General features: G+C 67.0%; 13 protein-coding genes. 5 read left to right on the forward strand and 8 right to left on the reverse strand.

Annotated features, from left to right (window positions below):
* Positions 1-7: 7 nt before the first annotated feature.
* From LGM42_RS01940 to LGM42_RS01960, 5 genes are all read right to left on the reverse strand, one after another.
* Positions 8-1,363 (reverse strand): LLM class flavin-dependent oxidoreductase, encoded by a 1,356-nt coding sequence (locus tag LGM42_RS01940; RefSeq protein WP_226231431.1) that lies wholly within the window; start codon positions 1,361-1,363, stop codon positions 8-10.
* A gap of 10 nt (positions 1,364-1,373) precedes the next feature.
* Positions 1,374-2,423: an LLM class flavin-dependent oxidoreductase gene (locus LGM42_RS01945; RefSeq protein WP_226231432.1), complete on the reverse strand. Its 1,050-nt coding sequence runs from the start codon at positions 2,421-2,423 to the stop codon at positions 1,374-1,376.
* 53 nt (positions 2,424-2,476) lie between these two features.
* A complete protein-coding gene (locus tag LGM42_RS01950; protein WP_226231433.1) occupies positions 2,477-3,424 on the reverse strand; it encodes an ABC transporter substrate-binding protein in 948 nt (315 codons plus the stop codon).
* A gap of 66 nt (positions 3,425-3,490) precedes the next feature.
* A complete protein-coding gene (locus tag LGM42_RS01955) occupies positions 3,491-4,051 on the reverse strand; it encodes a GNAT family N-acetyltransferase (protein ID WP_059574368.1) in 561 nt (186 codons plus the stop codon).
* 483 nt (positions 4,052-4,534) lie between these two features.
* Entirely contained in the window at positions 4,535-5,458 is a 924-nt protein-coding gene (locus tag LGM42_RS01960) for a recombination-associated protein RdgC (RefSeq protein WP_226231704.1), read from the reverse strand.
* A 288-nt stretch (positions 5,459-5,746) separates the two neighbouring features.
* Here LGM42_RS01960 and LGM42_RS01965 point away from each other — a divergent pair, with 288 nt between their 5' ends.
* Both LGM42_RS01965 and LGM42_RS01970 read left to right on the forward strand, forming a co-directional pair.
* A complete protein-coding gene (locus LGM42_RS01965) occupies positions 5,747-6,358 on the forward strand; it encodes a C39 family peptidase (RefSeq protein WP_059639496.1) in 612 nt (203 codons plus the stop codon).
* A gap of 454 nt (positions 6,359-6,812) precedes the next feature.
* Positions 6,813-7,880 (forward strand): zinc ribbon domain-containing protein, encoded by a 1,068-nt coding sequence (locus LGM42_RS01970; RefSeq protein ID WP_060311696.1) that lies wholly within the window; start codon positions 6,813-6,815, stop codon positions 7,878-7,880.
* Positions 7,881-7,941: 61 nt separating this feature from the next.
* On the opposite strand, the gene LGM42_RS01975 is transcribed toward LGM42_RS01970, so the two are convergent.
* The 3 genes from LGM42_RS01975 to LGM42_RS01985 form a co-directional block, all read right to left on the reverse strand.
* Positions 7,942-8,976, reverse strand: coding sequence for a succinylglutamate desuccinylase/aspartoacylase family protein (locus LGM42_RS01975; RefSeq protein WP_060011382.1), 1,035 nt, complete (start codon positions 8,974-8,976; stop codon positions 7,942-7,944).
* A 243-nt stretch (positions 8,977-9,219) separates the two neighbouring features.
* Positions 9,220-9,495 (reverse strand): hypothetical protein, encoded by a 276-nt coding sequence (locus tag LGM42_RS01980; protein WP_226231434.1) that lies wholly within the window; start codon positions 9,493-9,495, stop codon positions 9,220-9,222.
* Positions 9,496-9,744: 249 nt separating this feature from the next.
* The gene (locus LGM42_RS01985; protein WP_060310934.1) at positions 9,745-11,295 is read right to left on the reverse strand and encodes a sensor domain-containing diguanylate cyclase; all 1,551 of its coding nucleotides are present in this window, start codon (positions 11,293-11,295) and stop codon (positions 9,745-9,747) included.
* Between the two features lie 467 nt (positions 11,296-11,762).
* Between LGM42_RS01985 and LGM42_RS01990 the strand changes: the two genes are divergently transcribed.
* Genes LGM42_RS01990 through LGM42_RS02000 form a run of 3 tightly spaced genes read left to right on the forward strand, consistent with a single transcriptional unit; the run spans position 11,763 to position 16,590 of the window.
* The gene (locus LGM42_RS01990; protein WP_226231435.1) at positions 11,763-14,639 is read left to right on the forward strand and encodes a xanthine dehydrogenase family protein molybdopterin-binding subunit; all 2,877 of its coding nucleotides are present in this window, start codon (positions 11,763-11,765) and stop codon (positions 14,637-14,639) included.
* Positions 14,636-15,331 (forward strand): (2Fe-2S)-binding protein, encoded by a 696-nt coding sequence (locus LGM42_RS01995; RefSeq protein ID WP_226231436.1) that lies wholly within the window; start codon positions 14,636-14,638, stop codon positions 15,329-15,331. The genes LGM42_RS01990 and LGM42_RS01995 overlap by 4 nt, the downstream gene beginning before the upstream one ends.
* On the forward strand, positions 15,328-16,590 hold the full coding sequence (locus LGM42_RS02000; RefSeq protein WP_226231437.1) for a cytochrome c: 1,263 nt from the start codon (positions 15,328-15,330) through the stop codon (positions 16,588-16,590). The genes LGM42_RS01995 and LGM42_RS02000 overlap by 4 nt, the downstream gene beginning before the upstream one ends.
* The last annotated feature ends 91 nt before the right edge of the window (positions 16,591-16,681 follow it).

A 16,681-nucleotide genomic window follows, 5' to 3' on the forward strand; every position in this document is an offset into this window, starting at 1 on the left:
CGGCGCGTCAGGCGTGCGCTACGGCGGCCGTTTCCTGGGCGGCGGCGCCGGGCGTCGCATAGCGGCTCGCCTTGCGCGGCAGGCCGAGGTGGTCGCGCAGCGTGGCGCCGGGCAGGTCGCGGCTGTAGCGGCCGCGCGCCTCGAGCACCGGGATCACGAGCTCGATGAAATCGTCGACGCCCTGCGCCTGTACCGGAAAGCCGAGGATGAAGCCGTCGCCCGCGCCTGCGTCGTGCCAGCGGATCAGCTCGTCGGCGACGTGCTCGGCCGTGCCGATGAAGTTCGGGCGCGGCGTCGCGACCGCGAGCGCCGTCTCGCGCAGCGACAGGCCCTTGCGCTTCGCATCGGCCTTGATCCGGTCGGTGGTCGAGCGGAAGCTGTTGCGGCCGAGCTCGCCGAGTTCCGGGAACGGGGCGTCGAGCGCGTACTGCGTGAAATCGTGGTGATCGAAATAGCGGCCGAGGTACGCGAGCGCCTCGTCGATCGTCAGCAGGTCGCGGATCGCCTGGTATTTGTCCTCCGCTTCGGCGGCCGTGCGGCCGACAATCGGCCCGACGCCGGGGAAGATCTTCACGTCGTCGGCCTGCCGCCCGTGCTCGATCGCGCTCTGTTTCACGCGCCGCGTGAACGCGGCCGTTTCCTCGATCGACGGCGAATGCGTGAACACGGCATCCGCGTATTTACCCGCGAGGCCGATGCCGGTGTCGGACGAGCCGGCCTGGAAGATCACCGGCTGCCCCTGCGGCGAGCGCTGGATGTTCAGCGGGCCCGCGACCTGGAAGAAGCGCCCGTGATGATCGAGCGTATGCAGCTTGTCGCGATCGAAGAAGCGGCCGGTCGCGCGGTCGCGCACGAAGGCATCGTCGTCCCAGCTGTCCCACAGCCCCTGCACGACCTCGAGATATTCGTCGGCGATCTCGTAGCGCAGTTCGTGATCGGGATGCGCCTTGCCGTAATTCTTCGCGGTGCCTTCGAGCGGCGTCGTCACGACGTTCCAGCCCGCGCGCCCGCCGCTGATCGCGTCGAGCGACGCGAGCTGGCGCGCGACCGTGAACGGCTCGCTGTACGACGTCGAGATCGTGCCCGCGAGCCCGATTTTCTTCGTCGCGACCGCGAGCGCCGACAGCACCGTCAGCGGCTCGAAGCGGTTCAGGAAGTGCGGGATCGACTTCTCGTTGATGTAGAGGCCGTCCGCGACGAACGCGAACGCGATGCCGGCGGCTTCCGCCTTGCGCGCGACGCCGATCGCGAAGTCGAGGTTGATGCTGGCATCCGGCGGGTTGCTCGGATGCCGCCATGCGTTCATGTGGCTGCCTGCGCCTTGCAGCATCAGGCCGAAGGGGATCGATCGTCGGGTCGTCATGATGGGAGCGTCATGCGTTCTGGTCGGGGGAGAGGGAGCGGTCGGCCGTGAGGGCCGCCTGCAACGGGGTGGTGGACAGCGCGCCGCCCAGCCATTCGACCGACGCGAGCCGCGCCGCGTAGTCGGTGACCGGCGAATCGATCACGAACGCATCGACGTCGAGCCGCCGGCTCAATGCGTCGAGCGCGCGGTGGATGCGCTCGGGCGTATCGGCGAGTACCGTCGGGCGCAACTCGTCGATCCGGTAGTCGGACGCGCCGCTTTGCCGCGCGAATTCCGCGGCCGCCTGTGCACTGGCGAGGTTGAAGCTCTGGCCGCCCGCGAACTGCAGCTTGAAAATCTTCAGCGGCCCGATCAGTTGCTCGGCCTCGTCGCGCGTCGGCGCGGCGACCGCGTACAGCGCGACGAGCGGCTTCTCGCCGCCGGCGCCGCGGTACGCGTCGAGCGAGCGTTCGAGATTCACGTCGTCGCCGTTGAAATGGCCCGCGTAGCAGAAGCGCCAGCCGTTGCGCGCGGCGAGCGCGCCGCTGTCCGGCGAGCCGCCGAGCAGGATGCGTTCGGGCAACTGCGGCGGCGCCGGCATCGCCACCGCGCCGGCGAGCGGATGATCTTCGGCCACGCCCCAGCCGAGGAACGCGTCGAGCTCCGCGAGCTGACCCGCGAAATCGGGCTTGCGCGCCTTGTCGTGGAACCACTGCAGCGCGCGCGTGGTCAGCGGCAGCCCGCCGGGCGCCTTGCCGATGCCGAGATCGACGCGGCCCGGCGCGAGCGCGGCCAGCAGCTTGAATGTCTCGGCGACCTTGAACGGGCTGTAATGCTGCAGCATCACGCCGCCGGAGCCGATACGGATGCGCGACGTGTGCGCGAGCAGGTGCGCGACGACGATCTCCGGCGCCGAGCTGGCGAACCCCGGCGTGCCGTGATGTTCGGCGACCCAGAAGCGTGCGTAGCCGAGCTGTTCCGAGCGTTGCGCGAGCGTCGTGGTGAAGCGCAGCGCATCGGCGGCGGTCGCGCCGTCGGCAATCGGACTCTTGTCCAGCAGCGAAAGCGAATAAGACATGGTGAGCGACGTTCCTGCGTGAGCGTGGATGGACGGTTGCGGGCGCGCGGCGCTCAGCTCTTCGGCAGCCCGGGCGGATTCGTGCGCGACTGGTCGATCGCTTCCGATGCGAGGTTCCAGCGATCGAGCACCTGCCGGTAGCGGCCGCTTTTGATCAGCCCGTTCAGCGCGACGGTCAGCGGATCGGCGAGGCCGCTGCCGCGGCGCGTCGCGATCGCGATGTCGGCCGTGCGCGGCCAGCCGCCGCTGATCGCACCGACGAGCCGCGTCTTGCCTTGCTGCGCGCTTTGATACGCGAGCACCGAATTCACGCTGAACACCGCGTCGGCGCGGCCCGACTGCACGGCGACGATGCGCATCGCCTGGTCGTCGTAGTACTGGATCTGCACCGGTTTCAGCCCGTGCGCGACGTTCTCGCGGTCCCACGCGAGCAGGATCTTTTCCTGGTTGGTGCCGGCATCGGTCACGATGCGCAGCCCGGCGACGTCCTTCGGCTCGCGGATCGCCTGGATCTTGCTGTCGTTGCGCACGTAGAAGCCGACCTGATCCTTGCGATAGGTCGAGAAATCGAACTTCTGCTTGCGCTCCTCGGTGACGGTCACGTTCGAGATCACCGCGTCGACTTTCCCCGATTCGAGCGCGAGCGGCCAGTCGGCCCATGCGAGCGCGACGATCTTCAGCTTGCGGCCGAGGCTGTCGGACACGAGCTGGCCAATATCGGCGTCGAAGCCGACCACCGTGCGCGCGTCGGTCGCATACGAGCTGATCGGCGGCAGGCTCGGTGCGATGCCGATCGTCAGCGTGCCGGGCTCGGCGAACTTGAACGACGCGGGCACCGCGCGCTCGACTGCCGCATCGGCTGTGGCACGCGGCCGGCCGCGCTGCTCGGGGCTCAGGTCGAACGTCGCGGCGGCGGCGGCCGTGGCGAAGGCGGTCAGGCCGATCAGCGCGGCGGCCAGTGTGCGCGCGGCACGGGAGGAAAGCGATACGGCTCGATGCATGAAAGCGTCCTGTCGTGGAAGCGTGGAAGGCGGAATGGGCGAGGTGAAATGCGGGACGCCGTGCGCTCAGCGCGGTAGCGCCGCTTCGGGCACGGGCGCCCACAAGTCGGTGAGCGTCGACGTGCGCGACGGATCGACGAGATCCTTGCCGAAGCGCAGGTGGAAATACGCTTCGGGATCGATCGACGAATCGAACAGCCGCGTATAGCCGGTGCGGTCGTACAGCGCCCACGCTTCGGGCTGGCGAAAGCCGGTGGTCAGGTAGAGGCGGCGATAGCCCTGTTGCACGGCGCGCAGTTCGAGCGCTTCGACGATGCGCCGCGCGAGGCCCTGGCGGCGCAGGTCGGTGCGTGTCCAGATGCGTTTCAGTTCGGCGGTTTGCGCGTCGTAGCGCTTGAATGCGCCGCCGCCGATCGTCTCGCCGTCGCGCAGCAAGAGCACGAACGCGCCTTCGGGTGGCGCGAACAGTTCGGCCGGGTAGCGTGCGAGCTCGTCGCGGGCCGACGCGCGGCTATCGGGGCGGTACGCGTCGTAACGGGTCGAATATTCGTCGATCAGCGCGTCGATCAGCGGCTGCGCGCGGACGTCGAGCGGCGTCGTGTCGATGATGCGGTCGTTCGTGGCCATGGGCATCGCGAGTGGCGCGCGATGCGGACGTTCCTGGCGAGGTGCGGGCACGCGGCCCGTCCGGTCTGTTCCGTTATCGCGACGCGGTTGTCGTGATGGCGGCGGCAGTCGTGCTGCGTGCGAGGCATCCGGCGCGCCGCCGCCGTTTTGAACACGTTAGCGGCGCGGCCGGGAAAGGCGAACGAAGCAATTTCGATAAGGATTTCGCGAGCGGTGGAAGAAGGCTTGCAGGGAGAGTGGGGTGGGCGAACGGGCGTGGTTGGGGCGGTGCCCGTTCGACGTGTGTACGACGTAGATGATCGCCGAGGATTGGGAGCGTTGTCATTTCGATGGCCGACGGGCCATGCCGATTCGCGGCTGGCTCGTCAGGGTCGCGAGCGGCCGGTCGCGGCCCGCCGCCAGCGTGGCGACGGCCCCCCTCGAATGGCCGCGTCATCGCGAATCCCCGCCGTCGTGGGCGACGATTCTCGACAACGACGGAGTTCAGGCCGCTGCCGCCTGCTGAATCGCGCCGTGCTGTTCGCCACCCAGAATATCGACGAGACCGGTCAGCATCCGCGCCAGTTCACCCGTCATCAGCGTGAAGTCCGAGTCGAAGCGCTCGTCGTCATTCTGCGCGGTGGGATCCGCCGCCTCCTTGATCACGTCGAGCGGCGTGACACGCTTGATCGTCAGCGACGGTGTCAGCACGAACGAGATTCGATCATCCCAGGTCATCGCGAGGCGCATGCATTGTTTGCCGGCTTCGATGTGCCGGCGCATGTCGCTCGCTTCCAGCGCGTGGCCGACGTATCGCACCGTGGCGCCGCCTTCGCCGGTCGAACGCAACTCGGCGTCCTGGTCGACGGTGAATCCGCCCGGCGCCTCGCCGGACAGCAGCCAGTCCGTCATCGCGGCGACCGGGGAGCGCGCCACCTGAACGCTGGCGAGTGGCAGTTGATCGATCGACTTGACGAGCAGGCTGCGAACGTCGTCGGCAAGCGCTTGTGCCGCCGCATCGATGACGAGCCAGCCGTTCGCCGTGTCGATCCACACGCGGGTATCGCGGCGAATGCTGAACGCGCGCGGCAGCAGTTCGTCGGTCACCTGCTCCTTGAGTTCGCGCAGTTGTTTGCGGCCTACCTTGAAGCCCTGCTGCTCCTCGACCTCGAGCGCACGCGCCTTGGTGACCTGATTGACGACCGACGCCGGGAGCAGCTTCTTTTCGGCACGAAACACCAGCAGCATCTGCCGGTTGATCGAATAGACGAGCGCGCCGTCGTCACGCGGCGACGCCCATCCGACGCGCTGCATTTCGACGCTGCTGCCGGGCTGGAACGCGTAGGGCGCCAGCCATTTTTCCATCTGGTCGGGCGTGACGGCCCAAGGGGCCGGAAGACGATGAAGCTGAAGGTTCTTGAACCACATGGGAGGACGGGCAAAGCGCGTCATTCTAGCTGACGCGGATGGCGGGTGGGCAGGAAGAGGCGTTCGACACCCTGATTCAGATCGTCGACAATTCCACACAATCAACGAATGCAGACGGCCATGGCCTCGCTCCGACGATCCTGCCCGTTGCATTTGGCTGCGCTCCGTGTTCCGTTGTTGTTGTTGGGCGTCTCGGCCATTCTCTACAACGAAGGCAAGCTTCGCGAGCAACTTGCTTTCGGCGCAGTGGCGGCCGTAGGCGTTGCACTTTTGTTCATGGGATGACAAATGATTGATGTACCGTATTTTTCCCAATGGGAATCCAGGGCCCTGATCTCACGATTTCTATCGCGCGAACTGCGCGCCGAGGAAGATCCGCTCTGGCGTAACTCTGGTGCCAGCAGCCCGGACGAATATGCGCAATGGAGCCCACATATTTGCGGCATCGCGTGCCTGAAGATGTTGCTGGCGCATCGCACCGCGCGAGTGGTCCCGCTGTTGGAACTCGTGCGCGACGCCGTAACCTTCGGTGTTTATCAACCAGAGATGGGCGACAAAGGAAAGCGCCTGCTCTACCGTCCATTCGTAAACTGGATCCGCGAACGCTTTCAGATCGAAGGTCGTGTCGTCGAGCATATGGAATCGTCCACGGTCGAGCGCAGTTTGCGTGACGGATATATGTTCATGGCGTCCGTTCATCCTGGCATCCGGCATGCCGGGTTTGAGCCTCCCTCTCGTGGCGGGCACCTTGTCCTGGTGCTTGGCGTCAATCCCGCGACCGACGAGTGGATTTTCCACAATCCGTCAGGCTTTGAACCTGACACGCAGGAGAACGTAGCGATGCAGCGCGGTACATTCGATCGTTATTTCGCAAACAGGGGGATTTTGATTGCGCCATAAACGCGAAAAAGGCGCTCAGCTCGCGTAGAACGTATTAACGTTGCCACTACATTAACCGGAGTCTACCGAGCCAATGCATTGCCCCGGTTGCTCCGCTGAACGGGTCATAGTTGCGGGCGGAGAACTTCAATGTGCATTGACGGGCGCATTCTTTATCCGCTCCGTTCGAATGCAGTTCGAAGCACGCGGGACCGGCGTAACATCCGTTCTACCGTCGCGGTCCGACGTGGGGCAGTGGTTTTGTCCATGTTATGGCGAGCAGACCGACAATAGCGTTTGTCCGGGTTGCGGCGTTGTGCCGACTATCAGGCTAGCCCGAGACCTCATCGAGCTAAACCCGCACGTTTCTCCGCAAATGTCGAGGTGACTGTCCGCTATCGAAATAGAGACGATCGACGGTTGCATCAAGATTGACGACAATGGAAACCATTCCGACAAGAGGGTAAAAACAATGATGACTTCCGGCGACGGCCTGACCAGCCCGGCGCGGCTCCTGCGGCTCGCCTCCTGGGCGATTGCGATCGTTTTCGCGGTCTTTCTGAACATGCTCGGCAGCCTTGTGATCCGCGACATGGCGTTCGCGCCGAGCGGCGGGCCGCCGGTCGTCGAGCAATTCGCCGATGCGCCGGTAAAAGCGCGGCTGGACGCGGCGCGCCGTCAACTGCAGGCGCAGCGCGACGCGCTTGCCGAGAAGGTCGACACGATGGAAGTGGCGCGCGGCCGCGCCGCGAAGGAGTACGCGGCCGAGAAGGAAAGTTTCCGCAACTGGCTGGCCACCCGCGCGGTGACGGGAGACGGTGCGAGGGACCCGGACATTGTGGCGAGGACGCGCAAGCTGGATACCCTCCAGGCAGGCGTGGTCAACTGGCAGCATCAGATCGATGCGGTCGGTGATCAGCAACGGGCATTGGCATCGCAACTGACGCACGTCGACACGCAAATCGCCGAAGCGGACGCAGCAGCCGAACGGCGCTTCGACGAGGCGACCCGGCGCTACGAGATGCAAGTGTTCGGGCTGCGGCTTGCGCTGACGTTACCGATCCTGCTGGTCGCGACCTGGCTGTTCATCCGCTACCGCAAGGCGCGTTATTGGCCGTTCGTGTACGGTTTCGGCCTGTTTGCGTTGAGTGCGTTTTTCATTGAGCTGGTTCCGTACTTGCCGAATTTCGGCGGCTATGTCCGGGTCCTGGTCGGCATCGTGCTCACGGTATTCGCCGGTCTTTACATGATGAAGGCCTTTCAGCGCTATGCCGAACGCAAGCGGCTCGAATTGCAGCAGGATCAGGGCGAACGCGCGCGCACGATCGGATACGAAAAAGCCGTTCGGTCGCTCGAGAAAAAGCGTTGCCCGTCATGCGACAAACAATGGAATCTCGGCGGCGACGACTCCACGTTTTGCGTGCATTGCGGATTGAGGCTTTTCAATGTCTGCGAATGCGGCGGTCGGAATTTCTTCTTCTTCCCGCATTGCCATCAATGCGGCGTTGCGCAGGGGAGCGCGTCGCCGGTGTCATCCGACTGACGGCCCGAGTGTACGTACCGGCATCGGCATACGACGCTCGTGAGCGTGTCAGTCGGGTTCATCACCCGATGACACGCGGCGGCGTCGACAACTCCGCCAACTGAAACAGACAATCCCCGCGCCGCACCTGTGCGGGCACCCGCTTGCACACCACTTCGCCGTCGCCGTTGAACCGATGCAGCACCGGTTCCCGCAACGGCGTATCAGGGAAGTGCACCCACGCGGCCGGCTGCCCGGCCTTCACCTGGTCGCCGAGTTCGACGAGCGGTTCATACAGCCCGCGCTCGTACGCATAAACGAAATGGCGATCGCCGTCGACGCGCATGAAGCGCGTGACGGTCGGCGGCGCGTCGGGCACGAGCGCGCCGTGCAGCAGCCCGATATAGCCGAGGTAATGCAGCAGCCCGTGGCGGCCGAGCCGGATCAGCGACGGGTCGGCCATGCCGGCGCCGCCGAGTTCGGTCACGATCGAGATCGCGCCTTGCCGACGCGCGGCCGACGCCGAATGCACGGGATTCGGCGCGTGCAGCAGCGCATTCTGCAACCCGAACGCGACCAGCAGCCCGTTGAGTTTCTCGGCTTCGTCCGCGTCGAGCGGATCGATCGCGAGCATGTTGCCGCCCTGGTACAGCAGCGAGCTGCCGCCCGAATGCAGATCGACCAGATACTGCGCGCGCGACAGCAGTGCGTGCTCGATGTAATGGGCGATCATCTGCGTCGGCGTGCCGGTCGGGTCGCCGGGAAAACTGCGGTTCAGGTTGCCCTCGTCGAGCGGCGACACGCGCAGGCCCGCATCCGCCGCCGGGAAATTGGCCATCGGCAGCAGGATCAACTGGCCGCTGACCATCTCCGGCTCGATCTCGCGCATCAGTTGCGACACGATGATCTGGCCTTCGTACTCGTCGCCGTGATTGCCGGCCATCACGAGTGCGACCGGGCCGTCGCCGTTGCGGATCGACGCGATCGGAATCGGTAGCCAGCCATATGCGGAGCGGTGCACGGAGTGCGGCAGCCGCAGGTAGCCCGCATGCTTGCCTTGTGCGTCGAGATCGATTTCGCAGTGAATGGGATTTCGGGAAGAGGAAGAGGCGGTCATGGCGGTATCGTTCGATGAACGGAATCTGCCATCTTATAGGGGAAAGCGGCAACGCGCGGCGGGCGGGCTCAACCGGGTGCGCGTGACGGCGGACGGGCGCGTTGTCGTGCGTTGCGGTGCCGATACGCGCGACCGCGCGCGATGTTGCAGCGATGAACGCATGCCGGCACGCCAGCCGGCCGGTTCATGCGCCGGATGTTGCGCCGGGCCCTTGTCGCGACAGGGCCGGCGCGTGTAACCGGCTTACCGGCCGGATGTTTCAGCTTCGAGACGTCCTTCTTCCCACAGCGCCCAGAAACGGCTGCCGGCGCGATACGGATTCGCGCGCCGCGCGGCGTAATCGGCGACGCCCTGGCGAAACGCGCCGTACAGCGTAAGCGGCGGATTGTCGATGCATGCGGCTTCGTATGCGGCCGGCATCCGGCGGTCGGACACGAGCCGGCGGATCAGCGATGCGCCGTCGATCACCGCCTGTTCGTCGATGATTTCGGTTCGTGCGAGGACGTCGACGGTATTCATGTTGGGCTCCCTGAAACGTTCTTTCCGTATCAAGGAGCAATAAGAGTGCCAGTCGCGAAACGCCGCTCCCGGCCACGATCATGCGGGCTTCTGCCGTCATCGTGCTGCGTCCCGGACGGCGATGTTACGGAACACGTCACGTGACATGCGCGCGCGCGGCGCCACGCGCGACCCGGCAAAGCGTTTCGGCATTGAATCGTCGGGAAGATGCGGCGGGTACGAAAAAGGAATGCGCGGCGCGCGATCGGCTCAGCTTGCGGTGACGGGCGCCACGCGGCGGCTGCCGCTCGAATAGAAGCAGTAGATGCCCTTGCCGGCCGACTTCGCGTCGTACAGCGCGCTGTCGGCCTGCCGGATCAGCTCGTCGGGCGAGCCATGCCCGTCGTCGAGCGCGATGCCGATGCTGATGCCGATGCAGACGGTCTCGCCGATCGACAGCACGTACGGCGCCGAAATCTGCCGGATGATCCGCGCGGCAAGGATCGAGCACGCGTCCATCGTCGTGTCGTCGATCGCGACGACGAACTCGTCGCCGCCGATGCGCGCCGCGAGTTCGCCGCGCGGCAACGTCTTGCCGAGCCGCTCGGCGACCTGCGTGAGCACTTCGTCGCCGGCCTGGTGCCCGAAGCGGTCGTTGATCGACTTGAAGCCGTCGAGGTCGAGATACATGACGGCGAACGCGGGGCTCGGCAGCCGCGGCCGGCGCGCGAGCATCCGCTTGAGCTCCGCATGCAGTTCGTGGCGATTCGGCAACCCCGTCAGCGCGTCGTGCCGCGCGAGGTGGCGGATGTGTTGTTCGGTCTGGCGGCGCGCGGTGACGTCCTCGACGATGATCACCGCGTTGCCGTCCGGTACGCGGTGGCGCGTCAGTTCAAGCTGACGGCCGTCGGCGAGCGCGATGTCGAGCGGCACGGGCTCGGCGCGGCTCAGCCACGCGGCACATTGCGCGGCGAGGCCGGCGCCGGCGGGATCGGTCGCCGCGTTCGCGCCGAGCGCGGCGACGACGGCCGGCAGCGGCGTATCGAGCATGACCTCGCGCGCCGAGCCGAACAGTTGCGCGGTGCGCCGGTTCACCACGATCACGCGGCTGTCGCCGTCGATCATGCACAGGCCGTGCGGCATGTAGGTGAGGGCGGCGTCGAAGCGCGCGACGAGTTCGGCGTTGCGCTGGCGCGCGGCGATCAGCGCGACGAGCACGCGGTAGTGGCGCTGCACGACCGTGCGCATCGCCGCGAGATAGATCGCGATCGGCGGCACCAGCAGCCACGCGCCCGGCCGCGGGGCCAGCAGCGCGCCGACGCCGATCGGCAGCACGCCGAGCACGACCTGCGTCATCGCGAGCCGCGGCAGCGCCGAATTGCGCGATGCGATCCCGCCGAACACGCCGCCCGCGACCATCACGGACAGCGTGCCGAGCTCGACGTCGGCGGCCTGTACGCAGCCCATCACGCCGAGGCCGAGCACGAAGCACGCGACGAGCGACACCGGCGCATAACGACTCGCCCAGTATTCGGTGCGATCGTCGCCGGCGTCGCGCCGCACCGTGTAGGCCCGTACGATCGACAGGCGCGCAATGAGCAGACCGACGTCGACGACGAGCCACGCGAGGCACCACAGCTGCTGCAGCCGGATCAGCGCAACGGCCGCGACGAAGCCGCTCGCGAGCCCGGACAGCGCCATCGGGCGCACGTCCTCGAACAGCGTCACGAGCATCGACGGACGCAGCGCGGCCGTCACGCGGTGATTACCGGAGGGGGGAGTGGCGAGAACGGAGTTCAGGAGAGATGCCCTGACTGCCATGGTTGTCGACCTCGACACGATGTCTCGATGGCTGGCGGCGCCCGCACGGCACGTGGCGGAGGCCCGGCCTAGCCGGATGCGCACGACATTACCATGAAAAACCGGCGGTGCGGGGCAGCCGGCAGCCCCGGCGCATCGCTGCGAGCACGAGTCGTCAACCCCGGTTGCGAGCGGCCCGCGGATTCGGCGGCGCGGAGGCGGCATCGTTGCGAACGGAACGATGTGCGGCTGCCACGCGGAAACTGGCGAGGCCGGCACAACGGTATCGAGCCGCACGCAAACGGCATGCGAATCGCCCCCGCGATTGCCCGCCGCAGCCGGCTGAAACCCGTTATAAGAAATTCAATAAGTATTTCATGCGGGAAATACTATAGGCGATATATCAAAAACAATGCCAGAATGCGCGCCGCTCCGAACGCCGCGACACCCGATCGCCGTCCGAGCCGCCTCAGGAGGTTCCCCCCCAAATGAAAAACCACGGCCTGTCACGGCGGGGTTTTCTGAAAGCCAGCGTGCTGGCGGGCGTCGCGGTGTATGTCGCGCCCATCGGCAGCCGCGCGTTCGCGGCGCTCTTCGAAGAAAAACTCCTCACCCCCGTCAAATGGGATAGCGTTACCGGCATCCCCCAATTTCGCATCGACGGCATCGCGAAGGTCACGGGCTCGAAAGTGTTCGCCCGTGACGTGCGCGCCGCCGACATGCCGCACTGGCCGCAACAGCAGTCGCACGCGCTGATCCTGCGCGTCACGCAGGCCGACCGCACATACGAAGGCTTCGACCTGTCGCTGCTCGGCGACGACCTGAAACCGGACCGCGTCGTCACGGCCGACGATCTCGCGCGCGACGGCGTCGCGTTCCCGGCGTTCTACGGCGACGACATGCTGTTGCCGGCCGGCAAGACGCCTGCGTATCTCGGCCATGCGGTCGCGATCCTGATCTATCACGACTTCGCGCGCTTCCGTTTCGCGAAGAACGCGCTGAAGTTTCGCGACGACGTGATTCGCTACGGCGCGGTCACGGGCCCGCTCGAACGCGATCCGTGGGGCACCTTCCGCTATGTGCGCGTGGGCGGCAAGACAGCCTATGACGACGACGTCTATTCGAGCCTGAAGGACGCGCCGATCTTCCCGAGCATGATGCGCAAGCACCTGCCGGTCTGGCCGGACGGCAAGGCGCACGGCAAGCTGGACGAGCAGGGCATGTTCCTCGCCGGACAGATCGGTGCCGAACTCGATCATCCGCCCGCCGAGTGGCTCGTGTTCGACCGCGAATACAACACGCAGTCGGTCGATACGGCCGCACTCGAACCCGACAACGCGAACTGCTGGCACGACGCTGCAACGCAAGCGCTGCACCTCGTCGTGCCGACCCAGTCGCCGCTCGAGGTGTCGGAGAGCGCGGCCGCGATGGTCGCGAAATGCCGCTTCCCGGTGAAGAAGCTGTTCGTGCATCCGTGCTACACGGTCGGCTACGGCTCGAAGGATCACTTCAACGTGCCGTTCTACGGCCTCGTCTGCGCGCTGTACGCGGACGGCCGCCCGGTGCGTTTCGCGAACGATCGCTATGAGCAGTTCCAGACGTCGTTGAAGCGTCACGCGTTCAAGATGCATTACCGGATCGCGGTCGATCGCAACACGGGCCTGCTGCAGTCGTTCAAGGGCGATTTCGAGGCGAACGGCGGCGGGCGCTCGAACTTCTCGCCGTCGGTCGCGATGGTCGGTGCCACGGCCGCGCAATCGATCTACTACTTCCCGAAGAGCGATCTCGCGGCCGTCGCGATCGCGTCGCGCGCGATCGACGCCGGTTCCGCACGCGGCTACGGCACGCTGCAGAGCATGGCCGCGACCGAGATGGCGATCGACGAGATCGCCGCGCAACTGAACATCGACCCGATCGACTTCCGGCTGCGCAACGCGCTGCGTTCGGGGATGAAGAACACGCAGGGCGCGATTCCCGCCGGTGCGCTGCGCGTCGACGAAGTGCTCGAACGGGCGAAGCAGCATCCGCTGTGGACGCGCCGTGCCGCGCGCAAGGTCGAATTCGAGGCCGCGCATCCGGGCAAGCGCTACGGCGTCGGCTTCGCGTGCGTGCAGAAGGATTTCGGCACGGGCGCGGAAGCGTCGTTCGCGAAAGTCGAATTCGACGAGCACGGCAAGGTGTCGCTGCAGCATACGGCGGCCGAGATCGGCACGGGGATGTCGACGTCGCAGGCCGTCGCGGTCGCGAAATGGCTCGGCCGCCCGGCGACCGACGTCCGCGTGGCGCTGACCGAATGGCCGGACCTGCCGATCGAGACGAGCGGCGATCCGTATCTGATGTCGCAGGCCGACCAGGATCGCCTGAGCGCGAACCCGCGCTGGTCGCCGGGCTATGCATCGCCGTCGAGCGCGACGAACTCGGCGTATTACTTCACGCACAGCACGCGCGAAGCCGCGCGCGCCGTGTTCCGCTACGGGCTATGGCCGGCCGCGATGTCGATCTGGACGCGCGGCCTCGGCGGCGGCCAGGCCGCGCCGTACACGATCCGCATCGAGGATGCGCGCTGGGTCGACGGCAAGCTGACCGCCGACGGCCTCGAACCGCTGACGTTCGAGCAGCTCGCGAAGCAGGCGCATGCGCTCGGCCTGCCGACCGGCGCCGTCGTGCACGTGTTCAACCGCTGGCAGTGGACCGACGCCGAGTTCGAGGTGGGCGGCACGGTCGAGCGTCTGCCGATCGACGGGCTGTCGCTGCGTGTCGGCGCGCCGAAGACGGGCGACGACGGCCCGATCCCGGGCACCGCCGCCCCGGCCGGCGCGACCGCGTTGCGCGGCACGCTGCCGCCGACCGCGAACGGCTACCGCGTGCTGGACCGCAAGCGCGTGTTCATCCCGCCGACGAGCCGCAACAACGCGGCCGTCACGTACTACACGGCGGTCGGCACGCTCGTCGAGCTGGCCGTGCACGAAGCGACCGGCAAGGTCGAACTGCTCACGCACCACTCGATCATGGAATGCGGCAACCAGATTTCGCCGCAACTCGTGTCGGGCCAGTTGCAGGGCGGCCTCGCGATGGGCATCGGCCATGCGCTGCACGAGTACCTGCCGCTCTACGAGGACGGCCCCGGCAACGGCACGTGGAACTTCAACCGTTACCGGTTGCCGCGCGCGTCCGACGTCGCCGTCTGGACGCAAACGGGCGAGGTGCTGCCGCCGCTGTCCGAGACCGATCCGCCGAAGGGTGTCGCCGAAGTGGTGATGATCCCCGTCGTCGGCGCGATCGTGAACGGCATCGCGCACGCGATCGGCCATCGTTTCACCGACTTGCCGGTGACCCCGCAAAAGATTCAGGAGGTGCTCGCATGACGACCGCCCAAACCGCAGCTTCGGCCGCGAGCGCCAGCGCGGCTGCGACTGGCGCTTCCATGCCGGCGGCGGCTTCGGCCGCCCCGGCGTCCGTTCCCGCGTCGGCTGCACCGGCACCGGCCGCCGTCGAACGTCCGCTCGTTCGGTTCCAGCAGAAGCCGCTGTCGGTCAGGATCAACGGCAAGGCCGTCGGCCCGATGCAGGTGCCGGAAGGGCTGATGATGATCGAGTTCCTGCACGAGTACGTGGGCCTCACCGGTTCGCGGCTCGGTTGCGGGCAGGGCATCTGCCACGCGTGCGTCGTGATCGTCGACCAGCCGGACGGCACGAGCGAGGAAATGCGTACCTGCATCACCGGCGCGCACTTCTTCCACGGCCGTTCGATCCGCACGATCGAAGGCCACGCGAAGCGCAACGAGGCGGGCGAGGTCGTCGAGCTGTCGCCGATCCAGCAGAAGTTCCTCGAGCACTTCAGCTTCCAGTGCGGCTATTGCACGCCCGGCTTCGTCAACGCGGCGACCGTGCTGATCGAACGCCTGAAGCGCGAGCCGGTCGCGAAGGCCGACGTGGAACGCACGATCACCGACGCGCTCGATGCGCACCTCTGCCGCTGCACGGGCTACGTCCGCTACTACGAAGCCGTCAAGGACGTGGTGCTGACGACACCGGGACTCGTGAAGGACTCCGCATGAAACGCACTCTCGCTCATCGTGTCGCGCGGGCCGCGGGCGTGCCCGCGCTCGCCGCGATCTGCGCGCTGCTGCTCGCCGCCTGCGGCGGCCACGACGCGCCGGCGTCGAGCGCGGCGTCCGGTGCGCCCGGCGCCGATGCGGTCGCGCGCGGCCGCTATCTCGTCAAGGCTGCCGACTGCGCGGCGTGCCACACCGCGAAGGACGGCGCGCCATTCGCCGGCGGCGCGGCACTCGAATCGCCGTTCGGCATGTTCTACGGCTCGAACATCACGCCCGACAAGGAGCACGGAATCGGCAACTGGAGCGCGGACGACTTCTACGCCGCGCTGCACGACGGCAAGGCGCCGGGCAGGCACCTGTATCCGTCGATGCCGTACACGTCGTACCGGCAGCTCACGCGCGCCGACGCCGATGCGATGTACGCATACCTGAAGACGGTGAAGCCGGTCGCGCAGGAAAACCGCGCGCACGACCTGAAGTTCCCGTACAACCTGCGCTTCGGCATGGTCTTCTGGGACATGCTGTTCCTGAAGGACAGCCTGCCGGATGCGTCGGCCGGACAATCCGCCGACTGGCGGCGCGGCCGCTATCTCGCGGGCGCGCTCGGCCATTGCGCGGAATGCCACACGCCGCGCGCGTTCACGGGCCAGCTCGACGGGGCGAAGCCGTTCGCGGGGGCCGCGCTCGGCCGCGTGGCCGCGCCCGACATCACGCCGGGCGGCCTCGCCGCGCGCGGCTGGACGGGCACCGACCTGCAGACGTTCTTCGGCGTCGGCATCGCGCCGCAAGGCTCGGCATTCGGCGAGATGTATCCGGTCGTGCACCTGAGCACGCAGTACCTGACGAAGGGCGACTTGCGCGCGCTGTCGGTGTACCTGCTCGGCGATACGCCGCCCGCGCCGCAACCGGTGAAGCCGGTGTCGGCCGACGCCGCGCAGCTTGCCGCCGGCCGCTCGGCGTATCTCGCGGTCTGTGCGGGCTGTCACGGCTTCAACGGCGAAGGCAAGCCGCACGTGGCGGTGCCGATGAACGGCAATTCGACGGTGCGCCACGGCGACCCGCGCAACCTGCTGGTCGCGATGCTCGACGGCATCGACGAGCAGAAGTTCGCCGGCTTCGAGAACCTGCAGCCGATGCCGGGTTTCGCGCGCACGCTGAGCGACGACGAACTCGCGCAGCTCGCGAACTATCTGCGCGCGACGTGGGGCGGCCAGCCCGCGAGCGTCACGCCGGCCGACGTGAAGGCGATGCGGCGATAAATCGGACGACGAAACAGGGCGTCGCGCGCGACGCGGCCGAGTGCCGGCCGCGTTTGCGCGTGACGCCGCGTTCAAGCCAGTCCGGCGACGC

The organism is Burkholderia sp. AU39826 (assembly GCF_020419965.1).
GTDB classification, from domain to species: domain Bacteria; phylum Pseudomonadota; class Gammaproteobacteria; order Burkholderiales; family Burkholderiaceae; genus Burkholderia; species Burkholderia semiarida.